The 15,877-nt window shown below is 71.0% G+C and carries 14 protein-coding genes; 7 read left to right on the top strand and 7 right to left on the bottom strand.

What is annotated here, in order from left to right; translation table 11 throughout:
• Nucleotides 1-38: 38 nt before the first annotated feature.
• From ABFX55_RS40080 to ABFX55_RS40060, 5 genes are all read right to left on the bottom strand, one after another.
• Nucleotides 39-1,208 (bottom strand): glycosyltransferase, encoded by a 1,170-nt coding sequence (locus ABFX55_RS40080; RefSeq protein WP_346128527.1) that lies wholly within the window; start codon nt 1,206-1,208, stop codon nt 39-41.
• Complete coding sequence (locus ABFX55_RS40075) at nt 1,205-2,560, bottom strand: DHA2 family efflux MFS transporter permease subunit (RefSeq protein ID WP_346128525.1); 1,356 nt, start codon at nt 2,558-2,560, stop codon at nt 1,205-1,207. The genes ABFX55_RS40080 and ABFX55_RS40075 overlap by 4 nt, the downstream gene beginning before the upstream one ends.
• Nucleotides 2,560-5,388 carry an MMPL family transporter gene (locus ABFX55_RS40070; protein ID WP_346128523.1) on the bottom strand — a complete coding sequence of 943 codons (2,829 nt, stop codon included), beginning with the start codon at nt 5,386-5,388 and terminating at the stop codon, nt 2,560-2,562. Before ABFX55_RS40070 ends, ABFX55_RS40075 begins: the two co-directional genes overlap by 1 nt.
• On the bottom strand, nt 5,381-6,982 hold the full coding sequence (locus ABFX55_RS40065; RefSeq protein WP_346128521.1) for a fatty acyl-AMP ligase: 1,602 nt from the start codon (nt 6,980-6,982) through the stop codon (nt 5,381-5,383). Before ABFX55_RS40065 ends, ABFX55_RS40070 begins: the two co-directional genes overlap by 8 nt.
• Nucleotides 6,983-7,101: 119 nt before the next feature.
• Nucleotides 7,102-7,737: a hypothetical protein gene (locus ABFX55_RS40060; protein ID WP_346128519.1), complete on the bottom strand. Its 636-nt coding sequence runs from the start codon at nt 7,735-7,737 to the stop codon at nt 7,102-7,104.
• A gap of 63 nt (nt 7,738-7,800) precedes the next feature.
• On the opposite strand from ABFX55_RS40060, the gene ABFX55_RS40055 reads away from it, so the two are divergent.
• The 7 genes from ABFX55_RS40055 (at nt 7,801) to ABFX55_RS40025 (ending at nt 14,451) form a co-directional block, all read left to right on the top strand.
• Nucleotides 7,801-8,427 carry an IclR family transcriptional regulator gene (locus ABFX55_RS40055; RefSeq protein WP_183654719.1) on the top strand — a complete coding sequence of 209 codons (627 nt, stop codon included), beginning with the start codon at nt 7,801-7,803 and terminating at the stop codon, nt 8,425-8,427.
• 84 nt (nt 8,428-8,511) lie between these two features.
• Complete coding sequence (locus ABFX55_RS40050; protein WP_346128517.1) at nt 8,512-9,672, top strand: homogentisate 1,2-dioxygenase; 1,161 nt, start codon at nt 8,512-8,514, stop codon at nt 9,670-9,672.
• Nucleotides 9,654-10,469 carry a hypothetical protein gene (locus ABFX55_RS40045; protein WP_346128515.1) on the top strand — a complete coding sequence of 272 codons (816 nt, stop codon included), beginning with the start codon at nt 9,654-9,656 and terminating at the stop codon, nt 10,467-10,469. Before ABFX55_RS40050 ends, ABFX55_RS40045 begins: the two co-directional genes overlap by 19 nt.
• Nucleotides 10,469-11,566: a fumarylacetoacetase gene (gene fahA / locus ABFX55_RS40040; protein WP_346128513.1), complete on the top strand. Its 1,098-nt coding sequence runs from the start codon at nt 10,469-10,471 to the stop codon at nt 11,564-11,566. The genes ABFX55_RS40045 and fahA overlap by 1 nt, the downstream gene beginning before the upstream one ends.
• Nucleotides 11,567-11,618: 52 nt before the next feature.
• Nucleotides 11,619-12,818: a L,D-transpeptidase gene (locus ABFX55_RS40035; protein ID WP_346128511.1), complete on the top strand. Its 1,200-nt coding sequence runs from the start codon at nt 11,619-11,621 to the stop codon at nt 12,816-12,818.
• Nucleotides 12,819-12,932: 114 nt separating this feature from the next.
• Nucleotides 12,933-13,364, top strand: a complete 432-nt coding sequence (locus tag ABFX55_RS40030; RefSeq protein ID WP_346128509.1) for an NfeD family protein — start codon at nt 12,933-12,935, stop codon at nt 13,362-13,364.
• A 4-nt stretch (nt 13,365-13,368) separates the two neighbouring features.
• Complete coding sequence (locus ABFX55_RS40025) at nt 13,369-14,451, top strand: SPFH domain-containing protein (protein WP_183654707.1); 1,083 nt, start codon at nt 13,369-13,371, stop codon at nt 14,449-14,451.
• 212 nt (nt 14,452-14,663) lie between these two features.
• On the opposite strand, the gene ABFX55_RS40020 is transcribed toward ABFX55_RS40025, so the two are convergent.
• Nucleotides 14,664-15,248: a hypothetical protein gene (locus tag ABFX55_RS40020; RefSeq protein WP_346128507.1), complete on the bottom strand. Its 585-nt coding sequence runs from the start codon at nt 15,246-15,248 to the stop codon at nt 14,664-14,666.
• Entirely contained in the window at nt 15,245-15,817 is a 573-nt protein-coding gene (locus tag ABFX55_RS40015; RefSeq protein WP_346128505.1) for an RNA polymerase sigma factor, read from the bottom strand. Before ABFX55_RS40015 ends, ABFX55_RS40020 begins: the two co-directional genes overlap by 4 nt.
• Between the last annotated feature and the right edge of the window lie 60 nt (nt 15,818-15,877).

Genomic DNA, 15,877 nt, shown 5'->3' with positions numbered 1-15,877 from the left:
CTACTTCGCGGGGGGATCAAAGGTGGGCAAGTAGCACACTATCCGGACACTTCTAAGAGATCCACCGCTTGCCGTACGCCGTCTTCCTGCCGCAGCAGGGCTGACAGCCGCCGGTTCGGCACGGCCCTTGCGAGCCTCGCCGCCAGCTCTCCCGGCGTCAGCCGCCTGACCGGCAGCGCCTCAGGCCCTGCTCCCAGCGCCGCCACGCGAGCGCCCCAGAAGTGCTGGTCGGAGAAGAACGGGCAGACGAGGTTGGGCACGCCGGCCGTCAACCCCGTCGCGGTGGTGCCGGCCCCGCCGTGGTGGACGACGGCGGCGGTGAGCGGGAAGAGCGCCGCGTGGTCGGCCTCCTCGAGGAGGAAGAGCGTCGAGGACGCCTCCACGGGCAGCCCCTGGACCACCGCCCGCACACCGGCCAACTGCAGCGCCTCGACCACCCGCTCGCCAAGCCACGCGGGCGCGCTCATGCTGCCGAAGCCGACGTAGACGGGCGGCGGCCCCTCCTCGACGAAGGCCAGGAGCTCGTCCGGCAGCGGGCGCGGCGGCCGCCGCCAGTAGCCGGTGAGGTGGACGTGGCAGGGCCAGTCGCGAGGACGCGGCACGACCAGCGGGCTCACGCCGCACAGCACGGGTGTGTCGTCACGGCGGGCCCGCCGCGGGCCCAGGCCCAGCACGGTCGCCCTCAGGCGATTGACCATCCGGCCGAGGACCAACCAGCCCAGCCTCTCGATCAGCGCGTAGCTGGCCCTGTTGCCCCAGCTCCCGAGCGTTCTCAGCCGGACGAGGGGGTTGGGGAACTCGCGGGTGGGGTGGCTGGGCTGGAAGTGGAGTATCCGGTGCGGCATGCCGTACCGGTCGGACAGGTGACCGCCCATGCCGCCCAGCGCGGGCGCGAGGACCAGGTCGGCGTCGCGGGCCACGGCGTCCACCTCGGTGACCAGCTTCTCCGCGAGCGGCTCGACGATCCGCACGAAGCCCCTGACGAAACCGAGAGGGCCGCTGCGCAGCCACGCCTGCCCCTCCTCCGACTCCATGATCCGCACAGGGTCCACGCTCAGCGCCGCCATCGTGAGCCCGCCCATGAGCGGGGCGTACCGCTCGGCGGCCACGACCGTGACCTCGTGACCTCGCTCCCTCAGGCCCTCGCCCAGCGCGACGCACGGCTGGGTGTCGCCCCTCGACCCGAACGCCAGGATGGCCACCTTCACGACAGCGACACCACGCTCACCAGCGCTCCGGCCAGGACCAGCACCGCCGCCACCAGCAGCCCTGCCGAGTAGCCCCCCGCGAACGTCTCGGCCGCCTGCACGATCACGCCGATCGCGGCGATGCCGAACAGGCCCGAGATCTCCCTGCCGACCGTGAACACGCCGCCCGCCACGCCCGCCCTGCCCTCGGGTACGGCGCCCAGCACGGCCGAGCCCAGCGGCATCGTCAGCGCCGAGCCCACGCCGATCGCGCACACCGCGGGAAGCAGCTCGCCCCACCCGTCGCCGGGCCCGAGGAAGGCGACGGCGGCCATCCCCGCCGCCACCATGACCAGGCCCGCCGCCACCGTCCTCGCCGCCCCGAGCCGCCGCTCCACGAGAGGGACGAGCGGCGTCACGGCCACGACCAGCAGCGCCAGCGGCACGAACGCCAGTCCCGACGCCGTCGGCGAGAAGCCGAGCACGCCCTGCAGGAAGATCGCGGTGTAGAAGAAGACCCCGTTCACCCCCAGCCCCCAGAGCACCTGGGCCACGACCCCGCCCGTGAACGCCCTGGCGCCGAACAGCGCCAGATCCACCATCGGCTCGGCCGCCCGCCGCTCCACCATGACGAACGCCACCGCGCCCACCGCGCAGGCCGCCGCCGTCGCGACGATCAGCGGGGAGGTCCAGCCGTACTCCGCGCCGTGGATCAGCGTGAACGTCCCCGCCGCCAGGACCACCGCGGACGTCACCACGCCGGGCAGGTCCACCCGCGCGGCCGACGGCTCCCTGCTCTCCCGCACCACCGCCAGGGCCAGCGCGATCACCGCCAGCCCGGCGGGCACGTTGATCAGGAACACCCAGCTCCAGTGCGCGTGCTGGCTCAGGTAGCCGCCCACGACCGGGCCCAGCGCCAGCGCGGCGGCGCCCGACGCCATCCACACCGCCACACCCGCCGAACGCTGCCTGCCGTCCTTTCCCGCGAGGACGGCCAGCGTCGCGGGAAGGATCAGCGCCGCGCCCACCCCCTGGACCAGCCTGGCCGCCACGAGCAGCTGGATCGTCGTGGCCAGCCCCGCCGCCAGCGACGCCGCCGTGAACGTCACCAGCCCTGTGACGAGCGCCTTCCTGCGTCCGTACACGTCGGCCAGCCTGCCGCCCGCGAGCATGAGACCGGCGAAGGTCATGATGTAGCCCGTCGCCACCCATTCCAGCGCCGCCAGGCTCGCGCCCAGATCATCCCTGATGGTCGGCAGCGCGACGGTCACGACCGTGTTGTCGAGCGTGGTCACGAACCCCGCCAGACCGACGACCAGGAAGAGCGGCCACACTCTGGCGCCGCTCGCGGGCTGGATCACGCTCTGGGCCATCAGTCCACCTCCGCCCAGGTCCAGCCGGCGCCGTCGGTGCTCGCCCTGACCACCCGGGTCCTGGGCCGCACCTTCACCCACCCGAACGGCTCGCCGTCGCACTCCGACGTGCGCGGGCTCTCCTCCTCTGGCGTGACCTCCCCGCCGGACGCCGCCTCCCGCCGCGCGGGCTCCCTGACGGCGGCCGGGTAGGGGTTGATGCCCCGCTTGCGCACCACGGCGGCCGTGCCGACCTGCCCGCTGACGACGGGGACCACGGCAGGCGGCATCGCGGGCAGCGGCATCGGCGAGGGGATGGGGTCGGTGTCCATGCCGAACAGCGGAGTCGCGACCGGCTCGGGGGCGGGGAGTGAAGGTGAGGGCCTAGCGTCGTCCTCGGCCCACTGCCAGCCTGGCCCGTCGAGGTTGGGCCTGACGACCCGCCGCGGCGCCTCGGGCCCGCCCGCCGCGCCTCCCGGCGGCTCCACCCGCGGTACGGCGGGCAACGCCACGGCGCGCGAAGCCGGCTCCACCCGCGGTACGGCGGGCGACGCCACGGCGCGCGAAGCCGGCTCCACCCGGGGTACAGCGGGCGCCACGGCGGGCGAAGCCGGCTCCACCCGGGGGACGGCGGGCGACGCCACGGCCTGTGAAGGCGGCTTACCCTCGGGCTCGCGGAGCTCGATGCGCCGGTGCAGGCCGCGCAGCGGCCCCGGTAACCACCAGTTGGCCTCCCCCATCAGCCGCATCGTCGCCGGCACCAGCAGCGCACGCACCAGCGTGGCGTCCACCACGATGGCGACGAACATCCCCACCCCGAGCAGCTTCACGATGGTGATGCCCGCCGTCGAGAAGGCCCCGATGACGACGAGCAGCAGCAGGGCGGCGCTGGTGATGATCCCGCCGGTCTTCTGCAGCCCGACCGCCACCGCCGCGTTGTTGTCCCCGGTCCTCAGCCACTCGGCCCGCACCCGCGACAGCAGGAACAGCTCGTAGTCCATGGAGAGCCCGAAGACCACCGCGAGGATCAGCACCGTGACCGTCGCCTCGATGGTCCCCGTGGGTGTGAACCCCAGGAAGGAGGCGAGGTTGCCGTACTGGAAGGCCCACACGATCACGCCGAACGAGGCCCCGATCGACAGCACGTTCATCAGCAGCGCCTTCAACGGCAGCAGCAGCGAGCCGAACGCGGCGAAGAGCAGCACGAACGTGGCCCCGCACACCACCAGCGCCATCCACGGCAACGTCGCGGCCAGGCTGTCCATGAGATCCATCTGCGCGGCGGTGGAGCCGCCGACCACCACGGCGCGGATGTTCGGCTCAGGCGTCATCGACCTGATGAGCGTCACCACGGAGCGGGCCGAGGACGACATCGGGTCGCCCTCGTACCGCACGGCCAGCCGTACCGAGCCGTTGGTCTGGGAGAAGCCGGTGACGTCCACGCCGGTGACCCCCTCCAGGCGGCGCAGGCGGTCGGCGAAGGGCTTGACGTCGGCGGGCAGCACGGGCGTCACCGGGCTGACCACGGCGTGGCCCTGGCCGAGCGGGCCGGGCAGCAGCGGCTCGGCGTCCACGAACTCTCGCTCGACCAGCACGTGGACGTCGATCGGCGCCATCGTGTTCCTGGCGAAGTCGGTGTCGACGGTCTCGGCGACCTGACGGCTCTCGATCCTCGAGGGCAGCACCCTGTGGTCGACGTTGCCGAACTTCACGTCGACGAACGGCAGCGCCAGCGAGACCAGCACCGCGGTGACACCCACGAGATACAGCACGGGCGTGCGCATCACGCTGGAGGCGACGGCGTGCCAGGCCCCGCCCCCTCGGGGGCCGCCGAAGGAGGGCGTGATCCTGAGCGCGTCCACCCTCGGCCCCAGGATCCCGAGGACGGCGGGCAGCACGATCAGCGCGGAGAACATCGCGACCAGGACGACGGCCGCGGCGCCGAGCCCGATGGAGCGCAGGAACATCTGCGGGAACAGCAGCAGCCCCAGCAGCGCCGTGGCCACGGTCAGCCCCGAGAACGCCACGGTCCTGCCCGCGGTGGCCATGGTCGCCACCACCGCCCGCTCGCGCGAGGTGCCCCGCCTGATCTCTTCGCGGAAGGCGCTCAGCACGAACAGCGAGTAGTCGATCGCCAGACCGAGCCCCAGCATGGTCACGACGTTCAGCGAGAACACCGACACGTCCGTGACCTCGGTCAGCAGCCGCAGCAGCACCAGCGCCCCGAGCACCGCGAGCAGCCCGACCAGCAGCGGCAGGCCGGCCGCGACCAGGCTGCCGAAGACCAGGACGAGCAGCACCAGCAGGACGGGCATCGAGATCGCCTCGGCCCTCGCGAGGTCCGCGCCCGTCTGCGTGTTCAGGTCCCGGAGGAGCGGGACGGCGCCACCGATCTTGACGGTGAGCCCTTCGACGGTCCTCAGCCGCTGCTCGACGGCGGCGTAGGCGGCCTGCTTGTCGCCCTTCAGGGTGATCAGCGCGTAGGTGGACCTCGAGTCGTCCGAGATCATCTTCGCCGAGCGCGCGGTCCAGTACGTCGTCAGCTGCCGCACGTGGGAGGCGGGCAGCCGGCGCAGCGAGTCGTGGACGGCCTTCTTGTAGCGCTTGTCGCGCACGCTCACCGTCGGGTGGGTGTAGAGCACGACCACGTCGGGCGAGTCCCCGCTGTACCACTCCTCGTTCCAGGTGGCCGACGTCGTCGACTCCGCGGAAGGGTCCTCGAACCCGCCGTCCGTCATCCGCCCGAACAGCTCGAGGCCGTAGGGCGCGACGAGCACCGCGGCGGCCACGCTCAGCACGAGGAGCGTCCAGCGGCCCCGGTAGACGAACCTGCCGAGCGACTCAAACAAACGCGCCCTCCAGATAGGCCTGCCTGCAGGCCCGTCTGGCGATCTTGCCGCTGGAGGTGCGCGGCACGGCTCCCGCCTGGACCAGCACCACCTCGGCGGCCAGATCGTGGTTCCTCGAGATCGCCGAGCGGACCTCGCCGATCACCGTCTGCGCGTCCAGGGCCGCGCGCGACCGCTCGGCCACCACGACCAGCCGCTCGGTCTCCTCGCCCGCCACCGCGAACGCCGCGACGTGGCCCTTGCGCACCCCTTCCGAGGCCTCATGGGCGGTCGCCTCGATGTCCTGCGGGTAGTGGTTGCGGCCGTCCACGATGACCAGGTCCTTGATCCGCCCCGTGATGTAGAGCTCGCCCTCGTGGATCATCCCGAGGTCCCCCGTGCGCAGCCAGCCGTCCTCGAAGACCTCCGCGCTCTTCTCGGGGTCGCGCCAGTAGGCTCGCGCCACGTTCGGGCCCTGCACGAGGATCTCGCCGACGTGGCCGTCCTCCGCGTCGATCCGCACCCGCTGTCCGGTCGGCCGCCCGCAGGAGACCTGCGCGCTGGCGACCCCTTTTCCCGTGTACGGCACGGCCCGCCCCTCGGCCAGCGCGTCCCTGTCGAAGTCCGTCATGCGGGGCGGCTCGTCGATGGCGCCGGCCGCGACGAAGACCGTGGCCTCGGCCAGGCCGTACCCGGGGGTGTGCGCTTCGGGGCGCAGGCCGTACGGCTGGAAGACGGAGGTGAAGCGCGAGACGGTCGAGGGGCGCACCGGCTCGGCCCCGTTGAGCATGACCCGCACCCCCGACAGGTCGAGCCCTTCCAGCCGGCCCGCCCGAGCGGCGGTGTAGTCGAAGGCGAAGTTGGGGCCTCCGGTGTAGACGTCGTCGTACTCCGACAGCAGGCGCATCCACCGCATCGGCTGCATGACGAACGCCACGGGGTCCATGAACACCGCCTGGTTGCCGCCGACGATCGGGCAGGCGATGGTCGCGATCAAGCCCATGTCGTGGAAGAGCGGCAGCCAGAGCGCGGCCACCGAGGTGCGCGGCCTGGCGTCGAAGGCCTCCCACAGCTGGGCGGCGTTGGCTCCGAAGTTGCCGTGCGAGATCTCCACGCCTGCGGGCGTCCTGGTCGAGCCCGACGTGTACTGCAGGTAGGCGAGGTCGCCCGGTGCGATCGGTTCGTCCTCCCACTCCTCGGCGAGCAGGTCGGAGACGGTGTCGACGGCGATGACGGCCTTGGCGGGCGGCAGGTCGTCCGTGGCGGGGCCGCTCGTCAGCACGGCCACGGGGTCGGCGTCGGCGTAGGCGAGGGCCAGGCGTTCGGCGTGGCCAGGCAGGCCAGGGGAGAACAGCGGCACCGCGACCACCCGCGCGTACATCGCGCCGAGCATCGCGACCACGTACTCCAGGCTCTGCGGGGCGAGGATCGCGGCCCTGTCGCCGGGCTCGCACACCTCGCGCAGCCGTACGGCCAGCGCCCGCGCCCTGCGGTCGATCTGCTTCCAGGTCAGGGTGTGCTTGCGCCCGTCACCCAGGTAGTCGGCGAAGGTGTAGGCGGGCGCGTCCGGAATCTCGCGCGCCCACCGCGCGATCCGGCCGATCAGAACGTCCATGCCGAAACTCCCCGGTCCCGCCAACAGGGACCTAGCAAATTACGGCAGATAGGCGTGCGATTCTTGCCAAACGCCTGCACATTCCGCTTTCAGTCTTGTTACCGGAGTGACAAGTAGCGCTAGGCGATGATGAAGCGGACCACGACGCCCGAGCAGTCGCCCGCCACGCAGATCCGCACGGGGGCGTCGTAGCGGCCCGGCCTCGTCGGGACGCCGCCCACGTGCCCGTCGGGACCGATCGCGACGCCCGGCGGCAGCTTGCCCGCGTCGGTGACGGTGTAGGTCGCCAGCACGCCCTCGGGAGCGCCCTCGATCCCGATCGAGCTGTCGAGAAGCACGCCGACCCTGGCGGGGAAGGTCAGCTGAACGGGAGACCAGGTCGCCTTCCTGTGCACGATCAGCGTGATGCGCTCGTCGGCACAGATCTTGTCCTTGCAGACCGTGATCGTGGTGGAGTAGGTGCCTGGCCGCTTCGGCGTGCCGTACATGATGCCGGCCTCGTCGACGCCCACCCCCGGCGCGAGCGTCGCGCGTTCGAAGTCGACGTTGTCGTCGACAGGCAGCAGCCGTTCGTCGACGCCGATCCCCTCCGTGAGGTGGAAGGTGTTCTCGACCAGCAGCTTCGGGCTCTGCGCCTCGTGCAGCACGGGGGTGTCGCGAACCATGGACGCGGGCCTCACCCCCATCGAGGGCACCAGTGGCATGACCGCGCACAACGCGGACAGAGCGACGAGCGCCAGCCACTTCCACTGCATGCAGGGTACCTACCCCTTTCGCAGCTCAGCGTCACTCCAGACGCACACGGACATAATCAGGACATGGCTGAATCCGCCCAGACGCTCGAACGCGGGCTCCACCTGCTCAGGCTGCTCGCCGACGGTCACGGCGGACGCACGCCCACCGAGCTCGCGGCCCAGCTGTCGCTGAGCCGCCCCGTGGTCTACCGCCTGCTGACCTCACTGCAGAACGAGGGGTTCGTCAGGCGGGACCGCGAAGGGCGGGTCCATCTGGGGTACGGCGTGCTGGTGCTGGCCCAGGCGGTACAGCCGCTGCTGCGCGCGGCGGCGCTGCCCACGCTGCGGCGGCTGGCCGAGCAGGTGGGCGCGACCGCGCATCTCACGGTGGCCGAGGGCGACGACGGGCTCGCCGTCGCCGTGGTCGAGCCGTCGTGGACCACCATGCACGTCGCCTATCGGGAGGGCGCTCGGCACCCGCTCACCAAGGGAGCGGCAGGTCAGGCCATCCTCGCGTTGCGGTCGGGCGACACGGGGTATCTCGTGACGGAGGGACAGCTGCAGGAGGGCGCACGCGGTGTGGCCGCGCCGGTCGCCGGGCTGCCCTGGCTGGAGGCGTCGGTGGGCGTGGTGACGTTCGGCCCGCTGGGCCAGGAGGTCGGGCCGCGCGTGGTGGAGGCCGCCCGCGAGCTGACCGAGGCTCTCGGGTGAGCCGCCGGTTGACATCCTCCGCCGAATGAAGGAGCGTATTTACGCATAGAGGACACCTATGTCCGATAAACGGACGGAGCAGTGATGCCGTACTACCGCCAGGTGGGAGAGATCCCCCGCAAGCGCCACGTGCAGTTCAAGCGCCCGGACGGCGGCCTGTACGCCGAGGAGCTGATGGGTGAGGAGGGCTTCTCCTCCGACTCCTCGCTGCTGTACCACCGCTACCTGCCGACCGCGATCGTCAAGGCCGAGGCCGTCGACCCCGTCGTCTCGGTGAACACCGCGCCCAACCTGCCGCTGTCCCCGCGCCACTTCCGCACGCAGGACCTCACCAGCGCAGGCGACCTGGTCGCCGGGCGCGTCCTGCTGTCGGCCAACGGCGACGTCCGATTGTCGTACGCCACCACCGACCGGCCCAGCGAGCTCTACCGCAACTCCAAGGGCGACGAGTGCGTCTACATCCAGCGCGGCAGCGTCCGCTTCGAGTCGACCTACGGGGTCATCGAGGCAGGTGAGGGCGACTACGTCGTGATCCCGACCGGCACGATCCACCGCTGGGTCCCCTCGGGCACCGTGAACGCCCTGGTCATCGAGGCGTCAGGGCACATCAGGCCGCCCAGGCGCTACCTGTCGCAGTACGGGCAGTTCCTCGAGCACGCGCCGTACTGCGAGCGCGACCTCAGGACGCCGCAGGAGCCGCTGATCACCGAGGGCGAGGAGGTCCCCGTCCTGGTGCGCACGCGCGGCGGGCTCACCAGGCTGACCTACCGCAACCACCCCTTCGACGTGGTCGGCTGGGACGGCTACCTCTACCCCTACGCCTTCAACATCGAGGACTTCGAGCCCGTGGTGAAGAAGACGCACGCGCCGCCGCCCGTCCACCAGACCTTCGAGGGTCCGGGCTTCGTGGTGTGCTCGTTCATGCCGCGCCCGCTCGACTTCCACCCCGAGGCCGTGCCGATCCCCTACAACCACCACAACGTCGACTCCGACGAGTTCATGTTCTACGTGGGCGGCGACTACTCCGCGCGGGCGGGCTCCGGCATCGACGTCGGCTCGATCTCGCTGCACCCCGCCGGCTTCACCCACGGCCCGCAGCCCGGAGCGGTCGAGGCGGTGATCGCCGCGGGCGCCACGCACACCAGCGAGATGGCCGTCATGGTCGACACCTTCAGACCGCTCGACCTCGGCGAGGGCGCACTTGCCTGCGAGGACCCCGGCTACGCATGGACCTGGGCGCGATGACCTCCTTCGAGTGCGGCACCCAGGGGCCGCGTACGACCCTGTTCTCCTCGCTGGTCGACGACGCGGGGCTGTTCCCGCCGACCTCCCTGCACATGTCGGAGGCGCTCGCGCGACACCAGCGCGACCTCGACGCGGGCAGCCCCGTGCTGACCCACCGCTTCCTGTGCCCGTCCAGCAGGCTCGACGCCCTGCGCAGGGAGCCCCAGCAGCCCAGGAGGCTCGGCCTCATCGTCGACACCTCCGAGATCCCCCCCTTCGACGACCTGCCCGTCGATCTCGTCGAGGTACGGCTGCCGCCCGAGCAGTCGGTGAACGCGATGGCCGAGCGGCTGCAGGGCCACCTGCCGCCGAACGCCGCCCTCTTCATCGAGGTGCCTCCCACCAAGCTCGTGCCGAACATGCCGCAGGGGGTCGGGCTGAAGGTGCGCTGCGGCGGCGCCACCCCCGACGCCTTCCCGAGCGTCGGCCAGCTGGCCGCGTTCATCGGCTTCTGCGTCGCCCACGACATCAGGTTCAAGGCCACCGCCGGGCTGCACCACGCCGTGCGCCACTTCGACCCCTCGCTCGCCGTCGACCGCCACGGCTTCCTCAACCTCGTGCTCGCCGTCTGCGAGGCCGTCGAGGAGCGCGACCCCGCGCACGTGCTGGGCACCACCGACGTGGGCGAGCTCGTACGGCTGGCGCGGGCCGTCCCCGAGCAGACCGCCAAGCGGGCCAGGCAGCTCCTGGTCAGCTACGGCTCGTGCAGCACCAGCGCGCCCATCGACGACCTGCGAACCCTTGGATTGGACACCTGATGAGCTGGGGACTCGACAACCTGCCCTACGGCGTCTTCTCCAGGCGCGGACAGGCGCCTCGCGTGGGCGTGCGCTACGGCGACGCCGTCCTCGACCTGGCCGCCGCGCTGCACGACGAGGTGTTCGCCACCGGCTCGCTGAACGCCTTCATGGCCAGAGGGCGCACCGCCTGGCACGACACGCGCACGCTGATCCAGAACAAGCTCTCCACCGACCAGTCCGTCACCGAGGCCCACCTGGTGCCGCTCGACCAGGTCACCCTGCACCTGCCGTTCGAGGTGGCCGACTATGTCGACTTCTATTGCTCGATCGAGCACGCCTCGAACCTGGGCAGGATGTTCCGTCCCGACGAGGAGCCGCTGAAGCCGAACTGGCGTCACCTGCCCGTCGGCTACCACGGCCGCGCGGGCACCGTCGTGGTCTCGGGCACCGACGTCGCCAGGCCCAGCGGCCAGCTCGGCCCCGGCAGGTTCGGCCCGACCGCCAAGCTCGACATCGAGGCGGAGCTGGGCTTCGTGGTCGGCTCACCCGACGGCGCCGCCTTCGAGGAGCGCGTCTTCGGCGTGACGCTCGTCAACGACTGGAGCGCGCGCGACATCCAGGCGTGGGAGTACGTGCCGCTCGGGCCCTTCCTCGGCAAGTCCTTCGCGACCTCGATCTCGCCGTGGATCACGCCGCTGGAGGCGCTGCCGAGGGTCCGGGGACGAGCCCAGGATCCCGCGCCGCTGCCGTACCTGTCGCGGGAGGCCGACTGGGGGCTGGACATCGCGCTGGAGGTGGAGCTGAACGGCGAGATCGTCTCGCGGCCGCCGTACGCGACCATGTACTGGACCCCCGACCAGATGCTCGCGCACATGACCGTGAACGGCGCGACCCTCAGGACAGGAGACCTGTTCGCCAGCGGCACGATCTCCGGCGACGCCGCCGACACCCGGGGCTCGCTGATCGAGCTCACGTGGAACGGCACGGAACCACTCAAGCTCGGCAACGGGGAGATCCGCACGTTCCTGGAGGACGGCGACATCGTCACCATCCGCGCCACCGCCGGGGCCATCGCTTTGGGAGAAGTGTCCGGAACCATCACTCCGGGTGCTTGATCACTCACTCCCCGCTAAACTCTGGGACCTTCCCCCGGAGTGAAGGAGTGAGATGCGGCGCGCCCTTGTGCTGCTCGGCGGTCTGCCACTGATCGGTGGCTGCAGTCTGGTGAGGGCCGAGGGGCCCGTGCCGCCCGCTCCTCCGACGATCGCCGTCTCCCCCGCCTTCGACACCGACCAGGCCAGGCCCGACCGCGGCCTGGTCGTCAAGGCCAGCGGCGGCAAGCTCGGCAAGGTCGACGCCTACGCCGGCGCCGTCGCCATCCCAGGCAGGTACGACTCCACCGGCACGGTCTGGCGCTCGAGCTGGGCGCTGCCGCCCGGCGTCGAGCACACCGTGACGGCCACGGCCGCGGGCCCGCAGGGCGGCCCCACCACCCTGGCGATGGGCCGCTTCCGCACCCGCGCCGCCCAGCGCACGTTCAAGGTGGCGTCGGTCTCGCCGCTGCCGGGCGAGACCGTCGGCGTCGGCACCCCGATCATCGTCACCTTCGACAACCCCATCCGCCACAAGGCGGCCGTCGAACGCGCCATGGAGGTGCGCTCCACCAAGCCGGTCGACGGCGCGTGGCGCTGGACCAGCGACACCGAGGCCGTCTACCGCACGAGGCACTACTGGCCGGCGCGGCAGAACGTCTCCTTCACCGCCCACCTGTCAGGCGTCAGAGCCGCCCCAGGCGTGTACGGCACGGCCGACCACGCGCTCGCCTTCACGATCGGCCGCAGGCAGACCAGCTCCGTCGACACCGTCACCCACCAGATGGTCGTGCGCCGCGACGGCGCGATCGTGCAGGCCTTGGCGATCAGCGCGGGCATGGCCACCACCCGCGAGTACACCACCACCAGCGGCATCCACCTGACCATGGAGAAGGGCGACCCGGTCAGGATGATCTCGCCCGGCAGGCGCAAGGGCGACCCCGGCTTCTACGACCTGCTGATCGACCACGCGGTCCGCATCTCCAACAGCGGCGAGTACGTCCACGCCAAGAACAACGTCTGGGCGCAGGGCAGGGTCAACGTCAGCCACGGCTGCGTCAACGCCAGACCCGACCAGGCCGCCTGGTTCTACGACAACTCGCTGCGCGGCGACCCTGTCACCATCGTCGGCACCGACCGCGAGCTCGAGTGGAACAACGGCTGGGGCTACTGGCAGCTGCCATGGGACAAGTGGGTCCAGGGCAGCGCCCTGTACGACCCCAGGCCGTCGGGCGCCTGGGTCGCCGCCAAGCCCCCGCCACACGCCCTGCCGTGAATCGATTCCAATCCCGGTGGCCGCTGGCACTGCAAAGTGGGTAATCAGAGGATTACCGTAGAGACGGAACCACTTGAGGACATGGGCCCGTTTCCCTTACAGGAGGGCCGGAGTATGGATGATTGGGTCATCTGGATAATCCTCGCCGTCGTCCTCGGCGTGGCCGAAATCTTCTCCCTCACCGCCGCACTGGGTCTGCTGGGGGTCTCGGCGCTGCTCACCGCGTTGGTGGCGGCCATCGGGTTGCCGATACCCATACAGCTCCTGGTGTTCACCCTCACCTCGGTCGCGGGACTGGTCGTCATCCGGCCGCTCGCGATGCGCAACATCCGGCAGCCCCAACTCCAGCGCTTCGGCGTCGACGCGCTGGTGGGCAAGTCCGCGTACGTCGTCAAGGAGGTCACGGGCCGCCAGGGCCTCGTCCGCATCGGCGGCGAGGAGTGGTCGGCGCGGGCCTACGACGAGACCGTGGTGATCCCGGAAGGGGCGACCGTCGACGTCATCGAGATCGAGGGCGCCACGGCCCTCGTCTACCCCCGGGAGTGATCAAATGGCGCTACTCATAGCGGGACTCGTAGTCGCACTGTTCGCCGTGTTCACCGTGTTGCGTGCCGTACGCATCGTGCCGCAGGCCCGCGCGCGCAACGTCGAGCGGCTGGGCCGCTACCACCGCACGCTCAAACCCGGCCTGAACTTCGTGATCCCCTACATCGACCGCGTCTATCCCATGATCGACCTGCGTGAGCAGGTCGTCTCCTTCCGCCCGCAGCCCGTCATCACCGAGGACAACCTGGTCGTCGAGATCGACACCGTCCTGTACTTCCAGGTGACCGACCCGCGCGCGGCAGCGTACGAGATCGCCAACTACATCCAGGCGGTCGAGCAGCTCACCGTCACCACGCTGCGCAACGTCGTCGGCTCCATGGACCTCGAGAAGACCCTCACCTCCCGCGACACCATCAACAGCCAGCTGCGCGGCGTCCTCGACGAGGCGACAGGCAAGTGGGGGCTGCGCGTCAACCGCGTCGAGATCAAGGCGATCGACCCGCCCAAGACGATCAAGGACGCCATGGAGAAGCAGATGCGCGCGGAGCGGGACAAGCGCGCCGCCATCCTGAGCGCCGAAGGACAGCGCCAGTCGCAGATCCTGACCGCCGAGGGCGACAAGCAGGGCGCCATCCTGCGCGCCGAGGGCCAGCGGACCGCCAAGATCCTCGAGGCCGAGGGCCAGTCCCGCGCGATCGACCAGGTCTTCCAGGCCGTCCACCGCAACGACCCCGACCCCAAGCTGCTGGCCTACCAGTACCTCCAGGTGCTTCCCCAGCTCGCCCAGGGCCAGGGGAACACGTTCTGGGTGATCCCGAGCGAGGTCACGTCCGCGCTGCAGGGCGTCTCCAAGGCCTTCACCGAGGCCCTCCCGCCCTCCGCCGCGACGCTTCCGGCTTCGTCGGACTCGTCCGCCTCGGACGTCTCGGAGGCGGAGGAGGAGATCGCCAGGGCTTCGGAGGCCGCGGCGGAGGCGGTGGCCGACGCCCGGGAGGCCGAAACCACCCCAGGCCCTCGCCAGCTCACCTCGGCCGTCCCCGAGCCGTCGCCGTACCCCGACCTGGAGAAGAACCGCCAGGAGGCCTGACCCGACCATCCGCCCGACGGCATGGACCTCACCGGTGGGGCACTTCGCGCCGCGGAGTTCGGACAACCCGTGTGGGGGCACCACCCCCACACCTCCAAGCCAACGGCATCGTCCTCACTGAAGGCGCTTCGCGCCTTGGGGCTCGGGCAGCGTTGTGTGGGGGCATGCCCCCACACCCCCCGGCGAGGAGGCCCCACGCTGTGAGAGTAACCCTAGGCCGGGTCCGGGCCCAGGGGGGCGCCGGGGCTGTCGACCAGGGTGCACTCGGCGACGGGGCCGTTGGAGATGCCCGACCACACGCCCGCGACCGCCCACCCGTCGTTCTGGTCGAACCCGAACTCCAGCACCGCCGTCTGCCCCTCCTTCACCGCGGACGGGTCGATCGTGAAGGCCGACTCCTCCGTCGGCGGGAACACCGTCAGCTTCGCCTCCTCCCTCGGCACCCAGCTCGCGCTGCGCGGCTGCGGGCTGCAGCGCTTGCCGTTCGGGATGAAGTCGACGACGGCCCTGAGCCCCATCTTCTCCAGGTCCGCCTGCAGGGCCTTGGGGTTCTTCGCTTCGTTGATGCTGATCTGGATGGTCCCGTCGGCGTTCTTGGTGATCGCGTAGGCGGGCGCGCCTCCACCGAACACCAGGGGTACGGCGACCGCCACGGCGGCGGCCAGCCCCAGCGCGGGTGCCAGCAGGCGGACGGGACGCCGATGGGGCCTGGTCTGGATCTCGGTCATGACGAACTCCTTGAGTTGCCGGTGACGGCCCTCAGGAAGATCGCGCTCCACCGGGGTGAACTCGTTCATCGGATCTCCTTCAGCGGGCTCAGGTCACCATCTATCTGTCGCGACCGGGGTGGCGGTTCCAACCTTCTTCTGGCCCTGGACAATCGGGACTTCACGGTGCCGACGGGAATGCCGAGCGCCTCGGCCGCCTCGGCGTAGTCGAGCCCCGACCACACGCACAGCGCGAAGACCTCCCGCTCATGGCGGCGCAGGCCGCCGTAGGCCATCCGGACCGCCGCCAGGCGCTCGGTGTCGTCGAGCCGTCCGGCCACCTCGTCGGCGAAGTCGGGGATCGGATCGGGCCTCGGCACGCGCGCCATCGCGTCCTGGTGCCTGCGTACGGCCCGCCGCATGTTGCGCACCACGTTGGTGGCCACACCCAGCAGCCACGGGCGCAGCGACCCGCCGTCAGGGTCGATCCTCCGGCGCAGCCGCCAGGCTTCGAGGAAGGTCAGCGACAGCGCGTCCTCGGCGGCGGCCCAGTCGCCGAGCAGGCGGAAGGCATGGTTGTAGACCGAGCGCGCGTAGTCGTCGAAGAGCTGCGCGAAGGCTTCGGGATCTCCGTCACGTATCCGAGCACGAAAAGGCATGTCCACACCTAGGACTGTCCGCGGACGGAGGCGGGTTCCCACAGAATGAGGAAGCCCGGC

It is taken from the genome of Nonomuraea roseola (assembly GCF_039535395.1).
In the GTDB taxonomy this organism is placed as follows: Bacteria; Actinomycetota; Actinomycetes; order Streptosporangiales; family Streptosporangiaceae; genus Nonomuraea; species Nonomuraea roseola.
Note: the sequence above shows the minus strand (reverse complement) of the source record. Positions and strands in the feature narration are given on the sequence as shown.

What these genes read in the sequence shown, in the direction of transcription:
- ABFX55_RS40075 (WP_346128525.1), bottom strand. Translation starts at nt 2,560, where the DNA reads ATGGCCCAGAGCGTGATCCAGCCCGCGAGCGGCGCCAGAGTGTGGCCG.
- ABFX55_RS40065 (WP_346128521.1), bottom strand. Translation starts at nt 6,982, where the DNA reads ATGGACGTTCTGATCGGCCGGATCGCGCGGTGGGCGCGCGAGATTCCG.
- ABFX55_RS40060 (WP_346128519.1), bottom strand. Translation starts at nt 7,737, where the DNA reads ATGCAGTGGAAGTGGCTGGCGCTCGTCGCTCTGTCCGCGTTGTGCGCG.
- ABFX55_RS40055 (WP_183654719.1), top strand. Translation starts at nt 7,801, where the DNA reads ATGGCTGAATCCGCCCAGACGCTCGAACGCGGGCTCCACCTGCTCAGG.
- ABFX55_RS40050 (WP_346128517.1), top strand. Translation starts at nt 8,512, where the DNA reads ATGCCGTACTACCGCCAGGTGGGAGAGATCCCCCGCAAGCGCCACGTG.
- ABFX55_RS40045 (WP_346128515.1), top strand. Translation starts at nt 9,654, where the DNA reads ATGGACCTGGGCGCGATGACCTCCTTCGAGTGCGGCACCCAGGGGCCG.
- fahA (WP_346128513.1), top strand. Translation starts at nt 10,469, where the DNA reads ATGAGCTGGGGACTCGACAACCTGCCCTACGGCGTCTTCTCCAGGCGC.
- ABFX55_RS40035 (WP_346128511.1), top strand. Translation starts at nt 11,619, where the DNA reads ATGCGGCGCGCCCTTGTGCTGCTCGGCGGTCTGCCACTGATCGGTGGC.
- ABFX55_RS40030 (WP_346128509.1), top strand. Translation starts at nt 12,933, where the DNA reads ATGGATGATTGGGTCATCTGGATAATCCTCGCCGTCGTCCTCGGCGTG.
- ABFX55_RS40025 (WP_183654707.1), top strand. Translation starts at nt 13,369, where the DNA reads ATGGCGCTACTCATAGCGGGACTCGTAGTCGCACTGTTCGCCGTGTTC.
- ABFX55_RS40020 (WP_346128507.1), bottom strand. Translation starts at nt 15,248, where the DNA reads ATGAACGAGTTCACCCCGGTGGAGCGCGATCTTCCTGAGGGCCGTCAC.
- ABFX55_RS40015 (WP_346128505.1), bottom strand. Translation starts at nt 15,817, where the DNA reads ATGCCTTTTCGTGCTCGGATACGTGACGGAGATCCCGAAGCCTTCGCG.